We start from the raw sequence: 16,780 nt of genomic DNA, 5'->3' as shown, positions 1-16,780 counted from the left end.
CGATGTGGAAAGGAAGCAAAGCATGAGCAAAGAGCAGAAGTCTGATGGGTCAGGTTCGGCGATTCCTCAAGGAGTGAAACGCGGATTCCTATGCTTACTGCTGTTTTGTTCCCTGTGTGTAACTCTGCCCTTGGCAAACGCCCAGGCGGGATCATTTGACGTAAGCTTTGGACTGGGTAGTGCTCACGCGAAAGCGCCCAGCTCAGGCATTGACCTCAACACTCTCCTCTCCTGCTCGCCCGCGACGGATTCAGCTTGCTCCTCTACACCCGAGCTTTCGGGTGTGATGATGGGGTTCGACGGGCACTACATGCTCACGAAAAAATACGGAGTCGGCGCGGCGGTGAACTTCCAGCCAGCCAAGCAGGATTATGTGGTGGTGTCGCCATCATCATCCGGATTCGGCGAAAAGCTCCAGTCGCGTGTGACGTTCTATGACTTCAACGGATTTGTGCGTCCAGTGCAGAGCAAACGCGCTGCTCTTGAACTGCAAGGTGGATTTGGCGGCGTCAACATGCGCTTCTATGACGTCATCAATTCCTCTACGGTGGTCGGCAACTCGAACTCATCGCAACAGTTTTCCAGCGCCAATCACTTCCAGCTTCATTTTGGGGCGGGTGTGCCGATCTATCTGAAGAACAACTTCTTCGTGCGCCCTCAGTTCGATCTGCGTTATGTGCCAAACTTCAACCAGTATGGCAGCGACGTGGTGACCCAAGGGATGGTTTACGTGGGATACAGCTTTGGTGGACGCTAAGTCGCCAAGCAAAACAGTTCTCGATGAGGGAGGCTTAACGCCTCCCTTTGTTATTTCATCGCGAATGGCCGGGACGTTGAATGCGCGCTTCTCTACGGCTTTGCCCTGAGATTCTGGCTGCCCTCTCTCCCCGTGACAATTCAACATATGCGGGAAACCTCACTTTGTCATACACTAGAGACTCATGGCCGCTGAAAACTCATTCGACATCGTCAGCAATGTGGACCTGCCGGAGGTTTCTAACGCCGTCCAGCAGGCCCTGAAGGAAATCCATCAGCGCTACGACCTGAAGGGTTCCCACTCAGACATCCAGTTTGACGGAAAGCAGGAACTCGTTCTGACTTCGGCAGATGAATATAAGCTCAAAGCCGTCATCGACGTACTGCAGTCCAAACTGGTCAAACGCAATGTCTCGCTCAAATCCTTTGAATATGGAAAGATCGAGCCTGCCGCGGGTTCGACTGTGCGCCAGAAGGTGAAGCTGCAGCAAGGCATTGCCATCGAAAAAGCCCGCGAGATTGTGAAGACAATCAAGGACTCGAAGAAGAAAGTGCAAGCCTCGATTAACGGAGATATCGTCCGGGTCACAGGAAAAGATCGCGACAGTCTGCAGGATGTCATTGCTCTGCTGCGCAACACGGACTTCGGAATCGATATGCAGTTCACGAACTATCGCAATAATTAATTAAGTTGCGCCGTACGCAAAAGTGGCTGAGGGAAGCCTCTGGCGGATGGGAACCAACAGCTTCAACCGGAATCCAATAGATCGATGTAAGGTTTGAACCTTGAACAGCTTGGCATTAGCGACGGGCAAAGAAATTTTCGACCTTCTGCGCGAAGACCTTGATGCGATTGAGCGCGAGTTCGGCGACTACAGCGTTTCAAACGTCCGGGCAATCACGGAGATCGGCGACTACCTTCGCCAGGGTGGCGGAAAGCGCCTGCGTCCGGCACTTCTGCTGCTCGCCGCCAAAATGCTGGACTACAAGGGCACCGGAGCCGTAAGGCTCGGAGCGGTTGTTGAGATTATTCATACGGCCACGCTGGTCCACGATGACATCATCGACGATGCCGAGATTCGCCGCGGGCGTCCATCGCCGAACACGATCTGGGGCAACCCGAAGTGCGTGCTGGCAGGTGACTGGCTCTACATGCAGGCGTTCCAGATCTCGCTGGAAGAGCGCAGCCTGCTGGTGCTGGACCTGCTGACCGAGTTGACGAAACAGATGGTGGAAGGCGAGTTGATGCAGATGGAAAAACTGGGATCGCTGATTTCACGCCCCAGCCATCTCGACCTCATCTATCGCAAGACCGCCTGCCTCTTTGCCGTGTGCATGCAACTTGGCGCGGTGCTGGCTGGAGCGAGCGAAGAGCATCAACTCAAATTGCGCGAATATGGCCGCGCGATCGGAATGGCTTTCCAGATTACGGACGACGTGCTCGACCTGACCGCATCTGAGATAACACTGGGCAAGCCTGTAGCTAGCGATTTGCGTGAAGGAAAGGCAACGCTGGCTGTAATCCATGCTCTGGAACGCTGCACGACGGAGGAGCGCGCCAAGATTCAAACGGTGCTCGAGCAGCGGGCATTCAATGGCGTGACGCATCAGGACATTCTCACTATCCTGGGGCGCTACGATTCGATTTCTGCGGCTAATCAAGAAGCTGCGAGGTATGCAAGCCATGCCATTGCGCAACTGGACGGATTCCCGGAAAACGACTTCAAGCGCGCCCTGTTGTGGCTGCCGCACTTTGTTGTAGCTCGCGAGAAATAAGCATCCGTAAAGTCGAAACGAAAAAGGGGCCTCAGCCCCTTTTTTTGTTGCGCAATACGGCTTCTACTCGCCGGTTCCGGATAGAACCACAGGTAGGGTCTTGGCCAGAATCTTGAAATCGAGCCAGAGACTCCAGTTCTCGATGTAATAGAGATCCAATGCGAAGTATGTGTCCACGCAGGGCTCACGTCGCGCCACGACCTGCCAGAGTCCCGTGATTCCGGGAACACATTCTAGCCGGCGACGCTGTTCCTGACTGTAATGTGCATATTCGCCAGGCAGGCACGGACGAGGGCCAACGAGACTCATGTCTCCGGTCACGACGCTAAAAAATTGCGGTAATTCATCTAAGCTGTAGCGCCGAAGCAGCCTGCCCACCTGAGTGACGCGTGGATCGTTGGACATCTTGAAGAGATTGCCACGTCTCTCGTTCAGGTGTAGCAACGAAGCTTTCAGGGAATCGGCGTCCTCAACCATGGTCCGGAACTTCAAAAAGCGAAAGGGCTTGCCATTGGTGCCGATTCTTTCGGAGACGTAGAGGATTGGGCCATCGGAATCGAGCTTGATGAGAACTGAGATTAGTAACAGCAAGGGAGAAATGAAAAGTAAGGTGAGAATTGCGAAAGCGAAGTCGAAGCTTCGTTTAGCGAAAAGCTCGAGTCCCACGCTCCATCGGCGTTCATCGAAGGATGGGCTCTGTCCGAATCCGGACGAGGCGAAACTGCCCACTGCAAACTCCCACCGGAGTCTCCGCTCCGGATTCTGCTATTCAACAACCGCCGTTCATCGATATTGCTGGCCGCGAGCAGTGAATTCCCTGTCCTGTTGAGGACTGCAACCGTTTGGGATTCGGTTCAACAAGCGCGAAATATCCAGCTCGTGCCGAAAGAGTTCGCGAAAACCTCAGAGCAGACAGGTTCTTCGAACGGTGTGTTCAGAGTAGCACAACGAAGGCAAAACGAGAGACTTCATTCATCTCTGATTTCTTTGAAGAAAACAATTTCTTCTGGGAATACCGCGCAGCGATGGAGACCTACAGGTGCACCTGCTCATCTATACCAGCAGTGAATCTATTCCTGTATGCAAAGTGAAGGCTTCAAAGATATGCCGAGCACTCCATCCGTTCCCCATGTCGTCATCATCGGCGCAGGCTTTGCAGGATTGTATGCAGCGCACGCACTTGCGGACAAGAACGTCCGCGTGACAGTAGTGGACCGCCGAAATCACCACACGTTCCAACCACTTTTGTACCAGGTTGCGACTGCGGCACTGTCACCGGGAGAGATGGCGTATCCGATACGACACATCTTCCGACGGGCGAAGAATATCGAGGTTCTGCTGGCAAAGGCGACAGGATTTGACCTTGAGAACCGTAAAGTGCTCCTCGATGGAGAAGAGATCTCATACAATTACCTCATTGTGGCCGCTGGCGCGACGCATGCGTATTTTGGGCATCCGGAATGGGCAAAATATGCTCCGGGGCTGAAGACCGTGGAGGACGCCACGGAGATTCGTCGCCGCATGCTCCTGGCCTTCGAACTCGCCGAGCGCGATGCAGCGCTGCAAGGCAACAGGAAGCCAATCAATTTCGTTGTAGTGGGCGGCGGCCCAACGGGTGTGGAACTTGCTGGTGCGCTGGCGGAAATTGCGCGAAAGGTACTGGCGGCGGACTTCCGCGCCATCGACCCTCGAAGCACTCGGGTGATGTTGGTCGAAGCCGGTCCACGAATCCTTCCGGCATTTCCGGAGGACTTGTCGCAGTCGGCCGTGCGGCAACTTGAGAAGCTGGGAGTGGAGGTCCATACCGGAACCGCCGTCACGAACATAACCGCGGACACTGTTTATGTCGGCGATCAGGCGATTCCGGCGTCGGTCGTGCTCTGGGCGGCTGGCGTGGCGGCATCACCGCTTGGAAAGCTGCTGGGAGCGCCTACGGATCGTGCCGGAAGAGTGAAAGTAGAGCCGGATCTTTCGATTCCTGGGCACCCGGAAGTATTCGTTCTGGGTGACCTCGCCTCCGTCGTGCAAGAGAACGGGAAGCCGGTCCCGGGGCTTGCGCCAAGCGCTATTCAGATGGGAAAGTTTGCAGCAGGATGCATACTGGGCGACTTGCGCAATGAACCTCGGCGCAAATTCAATTATTTCGACAAGGGAAGCCTTGCCACTATCGGAAAGTCATCGGCGATTGCGGATATCCGCGGCTTCAAGATGAGTGGCTTTTTTGCCTGGCTCACCTGGCTCTTCGTCCACCTGTTGTTCCTGATTGGATTCCGTAATCGCGTGCAGGTTCTTTGGGAGTGGTTCTGGGCCTATGTCACGTTCCAGCGTGGAGCAAGGCTGATTACTGGTTCAAGCCGTTCGGTCGTTCCAGCGAGTGTGGCGGTTCCCCAGCACGTGGACGAACCGGAAGTGGAAAGGAAAGCCGGGTAAGGCAAGGAGTGCAAAACAAAACGCGCCCCAGGAGGGAGCGCGTTTGGCTTCAAGTTAGCGTTTGCTTAGAGCTTTTCGTAGAACTCGCAAGCAGAGCATGAGATAAACACGCCACCGGGCACGTTGCGCTCACGATCCTTGACGCGCTTGACGATGCGGGTGGGCTTGTCGCACTTGGGACAATTGGTGCTCTTGGAGGTGTCCATTACCTTCTTGCGATCACCAGTCTTTGCGATCTTAGCCATTCTGTATCTCCTAATGGGCCGGCGCGAGGCTCGGCGGAATTGCTCTGGCAGGGCATGGGACACCGCAAACAAATGCGGGCTTCTGCCCAGTAACCACCCAGGAAGCTTTCGCTTGCACCGGAACCCACGGCGGGACGCACCAAAGATAATTGGCACGGAGCGGAAGATCAGCACGCCGCCGGGTAGCCTTTTGATTGTATATCAGGAGGTTGTATTCTGCAGAGGTGGTGAGCTGCTAGCGGAGGCACAGCATGGAAGACTTACGCTATCCCATTGGAAAACACGACAAAGCCAATCCACCCAAGACTCAAGAAGAACGCAAGAGACTGATCGATGCCATTGCGGAGCTTCCAGAAAACCTGAAGCAGGCAATCTCAGGCCTGAACGGAAAGCAACTGGACACGCCCTATCGCGAGGGTGGCTGGACGGTCCGGCAAGTGACGCATCATGTTGCGGACAGCCACATGAACGCCTACGTTCGATTCAAGCTGACCATGACCGAGGATAATCCGACGATAAAACCCTACGACGAAGCACGATGGGCAGAGCTGGCGGATAGTCGAGCTACGCCCATTGACGTGAGCCTGGCGCTGGTCGAGAGCCTGCATGCGCGATGGGTTGTGTTGTTGCGCAGCCTGAAGCCGGAGGATTGGGCTCGCAAGTTGACCCATCCCGAGGCAGGTATCCTGTCCTTGAATGACCTGCTTAGTTTGTATCGGTGGCATGGAGCCCATCACGTGGCCCACATCACCGAATTGCGCAAGCGCAACCAGTGGTAGGCCTCAACAGCTAAGTAGCGGAAAACGGCAGCTCAGGGCAAATCGGAGCAGGTTTAGTAAAGATCATTGACGTTCAGAATGGGGCTTTGATACTGTCAAGCGTCCTCGCAGGGTCCTAAAGGGACCCTGTAGGCTTTTTTGCAAGGCTCATCCTATGGCTCTCAAATTCCGAGGCGTCGATTTCCTTGAGTTCGATTCCCTGCTAAGCGAAGACGAGCGTATGGTGCGCGACACCGCTCGCCAGTTTGTAGAAGATAACATCATCCCCATCATCGAAGAGTGCAATCGGGAGGGCCGCTTCCCCCGCGAGCTTGTCGGCTCGATGGGCGAGCTTGGCTTCTTCGGCCCCACACTTACGGGCTACGGCTGCGCTGGCATGAGCAATGTGGAGTACGGATTGATCATGCAGGAGCTAGAGCGCGGAGACAGCGGGCTGAGGTCGTTTGTCAGCGTCCAGAGCAGCCTGGTGATGTACCCGATTTTTACCTTTGGAAGCGATGAGCAGAAGCAGCGCTGGCTTCCGGCAATGGCAAAGGGAGAGAAGCTGGGGTGTTTCGGGCTGACGGAGCCAGATGCGGGCTCGAATCCCGGCGCAATGCGCACAAGGGCAGTTCTGGATGGTGACAGTTATGTGTTGAACGGCGAGAAGATGTGGATCACCTCCGGCTCGATCGCCGATGTCGCCATTGTGTGGGCGAAAAGCGAGGAGCATGGCGGGGATGTACGCGGATTCCTGGTTGAGACGGACAAGCCGGGGTTTGTAGCCAAAGATGTACATGGCAAGTGGTCGTTGCGAGCATCGGTGACCTCATCGCTCTCGCTACAGGATGTGCGGATTCCAAAATGCGACATGCTGCCGAAGTCTTCGGGGCTGAAATCGGCGCTGATGTGCCTGAATCAGGCGCGATATGGGATTGCGTGGGGAGTGATGGGCGCGGGAATGGCCTGCTACGACACAGCTCTGCAATATTCCAAGTTTCGCAAACAGTTTCGAGATCAGCCAATTGCATCCCATCAACTGGTTCAAGAGAAGCTGGTGTGGATGATCACCGAAATCACTAAAGCGCAACTTTTGGCTTTGCAGGTGGGCAGGCTCAAGGATCAGGGTAAGGCACAGCATTTCCATATCTCCATGGCTAAGCGGAACAACGTGTGGATGGCTCTGGAATGTGCCCGGTTAGCACGCGACATCCTGGGCGCAAATGGCATCGCCGACGAGTATCCGGTGTTTCGCCACATGGCAAACCTGGAGTCGGTTAAGACATACGAGGGTACGCACGACGTGCACACGCTGATTCTGGGATCAGCGGTGACGGGCATAGACGCGTTTTGAGGTTAAGCAGCAAAATTGCGTCCGCCGCAATCTGGGCTAAGGCCTTGGCGGGGCAATGCAGTAACGGTACGCAGCCAAACGCAAGAAAGAAATAGAGCGGCGACCAGTCGGATCAGGAGCAATTATGGCGACACAGATCTACAACAAAGCAGTCCATCTGGAAGACAACGTTCAGACGAATCTGGAATCAGATCTCGCGCTGGAGTTGTTGCGAGTGGTTGAAGCGGCAGCGATCGCTTCGGCTCGACAAATGGGAACGGGTGACCGCAAGCGGGCTGACCAGGTAGCGACAGAAACAATGCGCCGGGTCATGGATACGGTTCCCATGCGCGGAACCATCGTGATCGGGGAAGGCGAGCGAGACGAGGCTCCGATGCTGTACATCGGAGAAAAAGTCGGACGACCGCCGAAGGATGGCGTCGTGTATCCAGAGGTCGATATCGCGGTCGATCCACTGGAGGGGACAAACCTGACAGCGACAGGCGCTCCGGGATCAATCTGCGTGTTGGCGGCAAGCGAGGGCGGCGGACTGCTGCATGCTCCCGATTGCTACATGGAAAAGATTGTTGTCGGTCCGGCCTGCAAAGGATCGGTGGACCTCGACGCCCCGACGGCGGTGAACCTGCGAATGATCGCCAAGGCTCTGAATCGCGACGTTGAAGACCTTGTCATCATCGTGCTGGATCGTCCGCGTCACGAGACCCTGATCAATGAGATCCGCAAGGCTGGCGCACGCATCAAGCTGATCGGCGATGGCGATCTCGCTCCTGGAATCGCAGCCGCCGTTCGCGGTACTGGCGTACACGCTGTAATGGGCACGGGCGGCGCGCCTGAAGGCGTGATCACTGCGGCCGCCATGCGCTGCCTGAACGGCTACATGGTTGGCAGGCTGACCGGATACACCGACGAACAGCGCGAACGTATGACTCAATACGGCATCAACGATGTGAACAAGACGTACACCGCTGAGGAGCTCGCTCCGGGCGAAAACATCATCTTCGCCGCAACCGGCGTCACCGATGGCCCGCTAATGCAAGGCGTTCGCTTCTTCGGCGAAGGCGTGCGCACATCGTCAGTTGTGATGAAGATGGCCTCGCGCAAGGTGCGCTTTATCGAGGGCATTCACATCGAGCAGGGGAAGGACTTCGCCGTCCGCTTCTGATCCAAAGCAGCTTCACAGCTAAAAAAGGCGCGACTCAGGTCGCGTCTTTTTGCTGCTCGGAAAACACTACTGCGGCGTGATGTTGATGACGTTGATGCGGGCAAGTCCGTTGATGACAAACTGCACAGCGATTGCCGTCAGCATGAGGCCCATGATTCGCATCATGATGCGGATGCCGGTTTCTCCCATGCTGCGACGGACGCGATCAGCCGACGCCAAAATGTGGTAGCTAGCGAAGGCCGTAACGATGATCGCAACGAATATGGGAATCGCATGCTGCCATGTGGGGGAGGCTCCCATGAGAACCATGACAGTCGATATGGCGCCGGGACCGGCGAGCAGAGGAATTCCGAGCGGCGTAATGCCGATGTCCTCTTTGTGAGCGCCTTCCTCAGTCTCGCTAGTGCCTTCCTGGGTGGAGCGACGCGCTTGCAACATGTCGAGGCCGATGAGAAGCAGAATCAGTCCACCAGCGATCTCGAACGCTGCAAGAGTGATACCGAAGAGCCTGAAGATGAACGTACCCGAGATGGCGAAAAGGCTGAGGACCACCAGGCACGTCCACGCAGCGCGTGCGGCCATGCGACGCCGCGTGTTCGAGTCGGCATGACTGGTCATGGCCAAAAATGGTGGAACAGCGGCGAACGGATCAACCAGGAAGAATATCGAGCTGAATGCGACAAATGAAAATTCGGTGATGGAAGTAAAGAAGGAATGAATGCGAGCTGCTTCAGATGGAAGGAACATAACGCCTTACGATGTCTCCACAACTAGCCTACACGGGATGGTTGCGGATTCCAAAACGCCGAGAATAGGAACGCGATCCGAGCATCTCTCCGCTATTTCGGTTCACGAAATGGGCGACGAACGTACTTGCGGGCGGCGGAGCTGGAGTCATCGTCGCGTCCCGCAGCAATGACTTGGCGGTAATGCTCAATGGCCTCTTCGCGTCGGTCCAGGAGATCGTACATCTGACCCGCCGCAAGGTTGGCACGATCGATGAGCACAGGGTCGGCATCCTTGCAGGTTGTGACTAGATGGAAGGCGTGTGCAGCCTGCTCGAATTCGCGCTGCCCGCGCGCAGCAACACCCAAACCCCACGCGGCTAATTCAGGCTGGAAGGTCGAATACTTCCCTTCCCTGCCGCGCTGCAGCACGCGCTGATACTGTGCTACCGCCTCAGGACCATGACCTGCGGCATTGAGCAGATGAGCGTATTCGACGGCGAGAAGGAAGTTGCGAGGATACTCATGAGAGATGCGCGATACGAGTGCAAGGGCTTCGGGGTATCGCTGCTCGCGGCGGAGAAAGAGGCTTAATGCTAGAGCGGCGTCGTTGCTCGACGTGCCGCGTGAGCGGCTGACTTCGCGTAGATAATCGAGACCCTTCTGACGATTGCCGGTTACGCCTACGAGTGCCACGGCGACGCGGCCTGCCCAATTAAGCGAGCCAACAATGTAGTTGTGAATGCCCACCGTCATTTTCGCATCGACATAACCGGGATCGATTTGCAGCACCCGTTCGTGGTCGCGCCGTGACGCAAGTGCCGAGCGGATGCCGGACATCCATGATTTCTGCGCCATGCCCATGTAGGTGGAACGAAAGCCGCGCGCAACTCCGCGGGCATAGAGAGCGTCAGCGTCGTTCGCGTTCTTTTGCAGGCGCGCGTTGCAGAGCGACTCTACCTTTGCAATGAGATCGAAGATTCGCTTCTGCGCCGCCGGGTCAAGAGGTTTGCGGGCTTTACTCTCGAGAAAGCTGTCACTCGAATACGTCTCGGTATCAAGTGCGCCGATGCGGTTCAGTTCCTTGAACATCTCTGCCGCGAGAAGATAATTGTAGGTGAATGGATCGGAAGGATGCTCTTTCTGAAGCCGGCTGAAGTCACGGAGGGCCGCATCGTAGTCCATGTTGTAAAGCTCTTCGAATCCCCGGGCAGCCAGAGCATTGTTCTCAGGCCTGATTGCCTTCGGCACTCCTTGCGCGCCAAAGGCCTGGATGAAGACTGCTAGACAGAGAAGAAGAACGACAATGGCGATCCGAATCTTGCTCATGCGACACACAAGAGTTTAAACCTATCGCCACCACCGCACGAGTGCGGCGCTATTTTAGTTCGGGAATCTCAGCGCTCAATCGAGCTCGACCGGGCAGAAGGCCCGGAGGAGCGGGAAATAAAGCGCGCATTGTACTGGTCGAGGATCCAAGACCTGCATTACTTTCACGTAGCGCTGCATGTCAGAACGATACTTCTCGACCTGCATGCGAAGGAATCGCTGCGTGTCGCCTCCGAGCTGCTCGCTGATTTTGTAGTCAACCAGCCATCGAGTGCCATGCTCGACGAAGGTGCGGTCAATGCGCACGTGTTGCAACTCGCCCTCGACCACGGCGGAAACCGCGAACTCACAACGCGGCTCCTCGTGAGGCGAGAGTAGCCAGCGGCCACGCTCGTCGGCCAAGGTACGAGTCAATACGTCGTACACGCGGGTGGTGCTCAATCGCAGCTCGCCACGCAATACACCTGCTCGCAGCAGTGCTGCTGAAATTGCGGGCCGCGCAGCTTCGAGGCGTTCGGCATTCCATTGCTCAAGTCCATCCTGGGCAATGCGCTGCAGGAAACTATGTGCGACGATGCCGATGCGAGGCAGGAGATCGCCCACCCACTCAAAGCGGTGAACCTCATCCGCTGCTGCAGGCTGGTGTGCCTGCCAATGCAACGGCTCAGGCGGTTGCGGGGCGGCGTAGGTCATAGGCAAACGGCGGAGTAGCAGTTCAGGCCGCTCGGTCTCAAGCGGTAAAGCAAGCTGCTGTTTTTGTTCCGGAAGAGCGAACGTCTGACGGATTTCAGGTACGTTCCACAAGAGGCGCAACATCGAGTTCGCGTCCGGTGCATTGTCGGGAATTGCGGCGGAGAGATACAGGCGCTTGCGCGCGCGGGTTGCGGCGACGTAAAACAGGCGCTTCAACTCCTCCCGTGAGCAGTCGCTGGCGATGTCGCGTAAGTAGCTTTCGATGGTCGCTGATTTCCTATCCTTTTTCGCTGCGGCTTCGAGTGGTCCCAGCAACAGGAAATCTTCGTTGTGCCGACGTCGCAGACGCCAGTAGAGCAGGCTCTTGTCATCCTGCCGCGAACGGCGCTCCAGCGCTGGGAGGAAAACGACATCCCACTCAAGACCCTTGGCCTGATGAATCGGCATGATCTCAACGCGAATGTCGCTGCGGGTATCAGCGGGTGCAAACAGATCGTGCAGCTTTCGGGCGAACAATTCTGGATCGCGCACCGAACCTGCCGAGCATTGTTCATCAAGCAAAGCAAAGTACGCTTCAGAATCACGAATGCCCTGCTGCTGCTCCTGCCTTGAGATACAGGCAGGTCCGGCAAGCCTGAGCCAGGTGGATTCGACGAGCGCACGAAGCGAAACACGCCCTCTTCTCGAAACAGCATCGTCGAGCACCGGAAGACAACGCGCGAGTGCAGGACGCGCCTGTGGGGAGAGTTGATCGCCGCGCTGACTGAGCAATTCTCGAACGGTGGAGCGCTCGTCTCCGCGGCAGAGTTCCAGCAAGTCGGCCAACGTGAGTCCGCACCACGGCGCGCGCAAGATGGCCAGCCATGCGGTGCGGTCGGCAAGGTCGGACATCGCACAACGCAAAGCATCCAGATCGCGAACGAGTGGGCGATCGGAAAGCCGATCCGTCTTCACAGCGCGATATTGAATGCCAGCTTCACGCAGGGCATCGACGAGATGCGGCAGATGAGTTCGCGAGCGCACGAGCACGGCGATCGTAGTCGGCTTCTCCCCCGGCGGAGTTGGAATTGCGAGTTCGCGGCGAATGGACGTCGCAAGGTGCATTGCTTCTGCCGCACGCGCGCCGGGAGCGAAGCCCTTGATGAACACTGCCGCGCCATCCAGCGCGGGACGCGACGGCTCCGCCGGTGAATATCGGACAGAATTCGTCAGGTCGCTGTCTTCGCGAAGAACCGAGGGAAACACGCGGTTAAACCAATCGACCAGCTTTTTCTGGGAGCGGAAGTTCTGCCTGAGGCGGTCAAAACTATGAACGTGGCCACCGATGCCATCTTTGCGCGCCTGCTGATAGATTGCGACATCCGCCTGGCGGAACGCGTAGATGGACTGCATGGGATCGCCAACGAAGAAGGTCGAACAGGGCTCATCCTGTTCCCATGTACCGAGCAGGCGTGAAAGCAACTCCACCTGCACGCGGCTGGTGTCTTGAAACTCGTCAACAAGAATGTGGCGAATGCGATATCCAAGTTGCAGACCCAGTTCGGTTGGGTCGCCTTGCTGTCCAATGGCATCGAGCGCGCGCTGCGCATACTCGGCGAAGTCGATGGTGCCCTGTTCGGCAAACACAAGGTTGAGGTTGGCGGCCGCGAGAGGCAGTAGCTCAAGCACCGCCAGCATGAATTGCCATTGTGAGTCGGTGTAGTGCGGATCGGGGATGCGACGAATTCTATGCAGCGCGTTGCAGAGTTCGGCTGAGTTGGGAAGGTTCGCCAGAGTACCAAGAAGCTCGACGCAGATGCGCTTCATCTCCTTCTGCTCGAGCGTGTACACAGGAAAACCCCGGCGCTTATCCACTGTCTTACGAAATGCAGCGTTGCCAGATGTCAGAAGGAAGTCGGAGATGTTTCTCCATGCACCGAGATCAGAAGCCGTAGCGCCGGGCCACGAGGCTGAATCGGGTCTGGATGGAATGGCTAAGACTTCGGCCGTGGCGGCAATCGAGTCAATCGTCGCGGGTGTGGCTTCAGCAATCTCTGCAAGTTGACGAACTGCATAGCGCATCAGCTCAAGGCACTCTAATTCCTGCACACTGCTCAACGCCGACTTCATGTGCATTCGAACCAGAGCGAGATCCTCTTCCACGGCAAGCGCAAGAGCCGACTCAAGCCGGGTGCGAAGCGCGTGCTGTTGAGCGGGATCAAGATTATCGGAGCGTCCGAGGAAATGCAGCCACTGATCGCGTTGCGCAAGCATAGCTGCAAGGAGATTGCGAACTCCGCGTACGTCGTTGTCGAGATGCTGCAGCAAAGCAGCAACAGCGTCGCCGCGGGTGCCTTCGTACGCGAGCTGGTCGATCACATGTTGCGCTGCCAGTTCGTACAACGGACGCGCGTCTTCGCTGACATTGGCGACTCCGCCGAGCAGTCCCTTAAACGGCGCACGCTGCGCAACGGCTTCGCAGAATGAATCGAGCGTACGAACCTGCAGCCTAGATGGATGCTGCACCAGATTCCAGCCGAGGGCAGTGGAGGTACGAAGGACTTCACGAGCGAGTTGCAGTGATTGTTGCTCATGCGCCGGGCATTCGCACAGATCGGCATCGCTGATTTGGCTGGCACGCTGCAAGGCCGCGAGAATGCGGTTGCGCATCTCGGTGGCAGCTTTGCGAGTGAAGGTAATGGCGAGCACCGATTCGGGCTGCTCTACGGTTGCAAGGCAGGCGAGGAATCTCTGCATGAGCAGCTCGGTTTTACCTGAGCCGGCTGGGGCCTGCAGCATCCACGAGCGAGTGGTTTCGAGAACAGCCCGACGGACGCCATCATCCGATGGAACAGCACGAGGACTGGGGCTACTCATCGCTCTCCTCTCCAGCATCGCTCTCGGTATCGTCGTGTGCGACATCCCCGACACGGCACAAAGCGGTGAGATGGCAGTGCTCACACGATGAGCCATTCCGTCCCGGTGGAATCTTGGGATCTACGGCGGCAGAGCCCTGCACGAAGGCCGTGGCGATGCGCTCCAACTCCTCTGCCCAGCGCTCGGCATATTCATCAAATGCACTGCCTTCGAAAGTACGCATTGCAGGATTGGTGCAAGGCAGGAGTGTGGGATCCTGAAGATAGCCTTTGAATCCACTCTCTCCCTTGCGAACCACTGCGAAAGCAATTCCCGAGATATCAAGATTCTGCCGCCGCATTGCGACGGCGTAGAACGGCAACTGAGGCAAGCGCGGACGCGGTACCTGCCAAGCACTTACGCCCAGGGACGTGCCGGTCTTGTAATCGAGCACGAGTTGCGAGTGATCAATGCGATCGAGACGGTCAAGGCGTCCACTTATGGCGAGCCCTCCGATCATCACCTCGATCTTGATCTGGTGGTCCACCACGGAGAACGGCGGGCGCGAGGCCTCCACGGCTAACCAGTCCTGAATTACATCAATTGTGCGCTGGCGTTCAAGGGTACGGAAGCGAATCGTCCACGGATCGGAAGTAGGGGGCAGGACCTTGTGCATCGCGCTGTCCACCGCGGTGTCGACGATCTCACCGAGGTCGGGACGATGGAGGCCGGTGCTGTCCTTCAGTTCCTCCCAGATCAGTTGCAACGCGAGTTCGATGACCCTGCCTCTTTCAGTGGGGGCGACGGCTTCGCTCGGTCCTTCCGCTTCGCGTGCAAGAAGACGGCGCTTGGCAAAGGCCTGGAACGGACATGCCGATTGCTCCTGTAGAAGCGAAGTGCCGCCGTAAGCCTTCTCGCCGGCTTGCAAAGCCGGAGCAGCATTGTCGGAGATCGATTCGAGATTCGCCGGTTCGAAGCTCGCAGTTGGCATCGCCAGCACAGCCGGCATGTTTTCCACCGAAGGAACATGCGCGAAAAGTGGGCTCCAGCGCTGCTCACGTTCATCCTCTGTGCGGCGCGCCATGCTGAGACGAACAGCAGGAGCAGATTGCAGCAGTCGGGAGGTGATGCGTTGTGTGCGAGATTCGGCGGCTTGAGACCCGGTGAGTGGCACGCCCGCCTCCCGCAGCAGTGAAATGGGAATCAGAGGCGAGTGCCGAGGCGAATCAGGCCACAGATCATCGCTGCAGGAGGCGATCCAGACTGCATCGAAGACAGAACCTTCAGACTCCGCAACATTCATGATCTGCACCGGTGCATTGTGGCTTTCTGGCTTGAAGCTCCTGCCGGAAGCGGCACGCGTGAGCCGTTGCAGGAAGCCATTGAAGTCCGTGCGCCAATCGAACAGTTCGAGCGATGCAATCGTGACGAGCAGGTCGCGCCAGCTCTCGGTGCATTGAAATTCTTCGCTGTTCAAAGCGACGCGGCCCGGCCATCCAAATGCCGCAAGAATTTTGCGCGACACCTCAGCCCAATATGTCGCAGGATGCTCGGCGGCAAGCGTCAACGGCTTTGGAAGCGAATTCATGGCGGCGCTGAAATGCGGTAGCTCACTCGACTCACGAAGCCAGGCACTGATGTTCTCGATGCTCACGTGACGGCGCGCATCCCCCCGCACGCGAGACACAAACTTCGCGGCGGCTTCGGAATCGGCATCGATGTATGGCGAGGTGAAGATTTCACAAAATACATGGAAATCGATTGGCGCAGCAAACATCGACAGCAACTGAAGAGCGTGGCGAACGACAGGATATTCGTCGAGCGGAATGGGAGCGGCGACCTCAAAGGCCGCTGGTGAATGAACGCCCAGCAAATGCTCCGGATGAAGGATGGATCGAAACGCATGCTCAACCTGCGGCAGCTTGCGCTCAAGATCGAACACAATGATACCGATGCGCGACGCAGGCGACGTTTGGAGCTCGCTTCGGGCCCATGTGGCAGCAGCGCGCAATTCATCGACTACGCCGTTGAACTCATAGCGCTCAACATGTTCCTCAGTTTCGCTGGAAATCTCCGGAGCGATTGAAACGTCCACGCCCGCGTCTGCGAGTGAGTTCAGAAAGTCCTGTTGCGCAGGAGTGACTTCAGGAAGATAAGTAAATATCTGTTCAGGAAGGTTCAGTGAACGCAGATGGGGTGCCAGCTCGTGCATGAACAGCGCGGGGCACGTCCAACCGTGCGCAGCAAGCTGGCGGGAAAATTCAGCCGCCCAACCGGAGAAGGCACGCGTGTCGCTGGACAGGCTCATCTGCGAAGAAGTGAGTGCGATCTGATATTCAGAGGCTGTCCGAAAGGATTCGGCTGCAAGCGCCGCGGCAGAGTCGGGCAGTAGAAGTTCGCGGCCGCTCGAGGAGCGCTCGATCACCTGCCGCCATAGCTGAAGCTCCTGCTCGCGCTGCAAGGGATGACGTTGAAGAAGACCAAGCACAAGCGCATCGGAATACAGGCGCTCGATGAATGCCCCGAAGGGCATTACCTCCGGAGTGAGCCACGCAACACTCGTCTCGCGAAGGCGTTGCTCGGCGGCGGAGCGAATAGCTCGGGCAGAACGCGTATTCGGAGTCAGGACCGTGGCGCCGGAGATGACGGCCGTAACCGCTTGCTCAAAGCCCTCGCAATAGCCCGTCATGTCGCCTCCGGCCCGGGCGCTCTCAAGA

13 protein-coding genes are annotated in these 16,780 nt (G+C 57.2%); 7 read left to right on the top strand and 6 right to left on the bottom strand.

Going from position 1 to position 16,780, the window contains the following annotated elements; translation table 11 throughout:
• Positions 1-22 precede the first annotated feature (22 nt).
• The 3 genes from AC6IY8_RS05180 to AC6IY8_RS05170 all read left to right on the top strand — a co-directional run bounded on the left by AC6IY8_RS05180 (position 23) and on the right by AC6IY8_RS05170 (position 2,532).
• Positions 23-757 carry an autotransporter outer membrane beta-barrel domain-containing protein gene (locus AC6IY8_RS05180; RefSeq protein WP_497777641.1) on the top strand — a complete coding sequence of 245 codons (735 nt, stop codon included), beginning with the start codon at positions 23-25 and terminating at the stop codon, positions 755-757.
• Positions 758-941: 184 nt separating this feature from the next.
• The gene (locus tag AC6IY8_RS05175) at positions 942-1,442 is read left to right on the top strand and encodes a YajQ family cyclic di-GMP-binding protein (RefSeq protein ID WP_497777639.1); all 501 of its coding nucleotides are present in this window, start codon (positions 942-944) and stop codon (positions 1,440-1,442) included.
• Positions 1,443-1,542: 100 nt separating this feature from the next.
• A complete protein-coding gene (locus AC6IY8_RS05170; protein ID WP_497777638.1) occupies positions 1,543-2,532 on the top strand; it encodes a polyprenyl synthetase family protein in 990 nt (329 codons plus the stop codon).
• A 63-nt stretch (positions 2,533-2,595) separates the two neighbouring features.
• Here AC6IY8_RS05170 and AC6IY8_RS05165 read toward each other — a convergent pair whose 3' ends face one another.
• Positions 2,596-3,261, bottom strand: a complete 666-nt coding sequence (locus AC6IY8_RS05165; protein WP_497777637.1) for a sugar transferase — start codon at positions 3,259-3,261, stop codon at positions 2,596-2,598.
• A 375-nt stretch (positions 3,262-3,636) separates the two neighbouring features.
• Between AC6IY8_RS05165 and AC6IY8_RS05160 the strand changes: the two genes are divergently transcribed.
• Positions 3,637-4,962 (top strand): NAD(P)/FAD-dependent oxidoreductase, encoded by a 1,326-nt coding sequence (locus AC6IY8_RS05160; protein ID WP_497777636.1) that lies wholly within the window; start codon positions 3,637-3,639, stop codon positions 4,960-4,962.
• 65 nt (positions 4,963-5,027) lie between these two features.
• On the opposite strand, the gene AC6IY8_RS05155 is transcribed toward AC6IY8_RS05160, so the two are convergent.
• Entirely contained in the window at positions 5,028-5,207 is a 180-nt protein-coding gene (locus AC6IY8_RS05155; RefSeq protein ID WP_497777635.1) for a hypothetical protein, read from the bottom strand.
• A gap of 251 nt (positions 5,208-5,458) precedes the next feature.
• On the opposite strand from AC6IY8_RS05155, the gene AC6IY8_RS05150 reads away from it, so the two are divergent.
• The 3 genes from AC6IY8_RS05150 (at position 5,459) to glpX (ending at position 8,481) form a co-directional block, all read left to right on the top strand.
• Positions 5,459-5,986: a YfiT family bacillithiol transferase gene (locus AC6IY8_RS05150; RefSeq protein WP_497777634.1), complete on the top strand. Its 528-nt coding sequence runs from the start codon at positions 5,459-5,461 to the stop codon at positions 5,984-5,986.
• Between the two features lie 154 nt (positions 5,987-6,140).
• Positions 6,141-7,319: an acyl-CoA dehydrogenase family protein gene (locus AC6IY8_RS05145; RefSeq protein WP_497777633.1), complete on the top strand. Its 1,179-nt coding sequence runs from the start codon at positions 6,141-6,143 to the stop codon at positions 7,317-7,319.
• A 124-nt stretch (positions 7,320-7,443) separates the two neighbouring features.
• Positions 7,444-8,481, top strand: coding sequence for a class II fructose-bisphosphatase (gene glpX, locus AC6IY8_RS05140; RefSeq protein ID WP_497777632.1), 1,038 nt, complete (start codon positions 7,444-7,446; stop codon positions 8,479-8,481).
• Positions 8,482-8,547: 66 nt separating this feature from the next.
• Here glpX and AC6IY8_RS05135 read toward each other — a convergent pair whose 3' ends face one another.
• From AC6IY8_RS05135 to AC6IY8_RS05120, 4 genes are all read right to left on the bottom strand, one after another.
• The gene (locus tag AC6IY8_RS05135; protein ID WP_497777631.1) at positions 8,548-9,228 is read right to left on the bottom strand and encodes a MarC family protein; all 681 of its coding nucleotides are present in this window, start codon (positions 9,226-9,228) and stop codon (positions 8,548-8,550) included.
• A 92-nt stretch (positions 9,229-9,320) separates the two neighbouring features.
• Complete coding sequence (locus tag AC6IY8_RS05130) at positions 9,321-10,535, bottom strand: hypothetical protein (RefSeq protein WP_497777630.1); 1,215 nt, start codon at positions 10,533-10,535, stop codon at positions 9,321-9,323.
• 75 nt (positions 10,536-10,610) lie between these two features.
• On the bottom strand, positions 10,611-14,084 hold the full coding sequence (locus AC6IY8_RS05125) for a UvrD-helicase domain-containing protein (protein ID WP_497777628.1): 3,474 nt from the start codon (positions 14,082-14,084) through the stop codon (positions 10,611-10,613).
• The gene (locus AC6IY8_RS05120; RefSeq protein WP_497777627.1) at positions 14,077-16,752 is read right to left on the bottom strand and encodes a PD-(D/E)XK nuclease family protein; all 2,676 of its coding nucleotides are present in this window, start codon (positions 16,750-16,752) and stop codon (positions 14,077-14,079) included. The genes AC6IY8_RS05125 and AC6IY8_RS05120 overlap by 8 nt, the downstream gene beginning before the upstream one ends.
• Between the last annotated feature and the right edge of the window lie 28 nt (positions 16,753-16,780).

The sequence above is a fragment of the Koromonas soli genome, from assembly GCF_059726265.1.
This window is presented reverse-complemented; position numbering and strand designations above follow the sequence as displayed.

Coding starts and splice junctions, on each gene's coding strand:
- AC6IY8_RS05180 (WP_497777641.1), top strand. CDS start 23: ATGAGCAAAGAGCAGAAGTCTGATGGGTCAGGTTCGGCGATTCCTCAA.
- AC6IY8_RS05175 (WP_497777639.1), top strand. CDS start 942: ATGGCCGCTGAAAACTCATTCGACATCGTCAGCAATGTGGACCTGCCG.
- AC6IY8_RS05160 (WP_497777636.1), top strand. CDS start 3,637: ATGCCGAGCACTCCATCCGTTCCCCATGTCGTCATCATCGGCGCAGGC.
- AC6IY8_RS05155 (WP_497777635.1), bottom strand. CDS start 5,207: ATGGCTAAGATCGCAAAGACTGGTGATCGCAAGAAGGTAATGGACACC.
- AC6IY8_RS05150 (WP_497777634.1), top strand. CDS start 5,459: ATGGAAGACTTACGCTATCCCATTGGAAAACACGACAAAGCCAATCCA.
- AC6IY8_RS05145 (WP_497777633.1), top strand. CDS start 6,141: ATGGCTCTCAAATTCCGAGGCGTCGATTTCCTTGAGTTCGATTCCCTG.
- glpX (WP_497777632.1), top strand. CDS start 7,444: ATGGCGACACAGATCTACAACAAAGCAGTCCATCTGGAAGACAACGTT.
- AC6IY8_RS05135 (WP_497777631.1), bottom strand. CDS start 9,228: ATGTTCCTTCCATCTGAAGCAGCTCGCATTCATTCCTTCTTTACTTCC.
- AC6IY8_RS05130 (WP_497777630.1), bottom strand. CDS start 10,535: ATGAGCAAGATTCGGATCGCCATTGTCGTTCTTCTTCTCTGTCTAGCA.
- AC6IY8_RS05125 (WP_497777628.1), bottom strand. CDS start 14,084: ATGAGTAGCCCCAGTCCTCGTGCTGTTCCATCGGATGATGGCGTCCGT.
- AC6IY8_RS05120 (WP_497777627.1), bottom strand. CDS start 16,752: ATGACGGGCTATTGCGAGGGCTTTGAGCAAGCGGTTACGGCCGTCATC.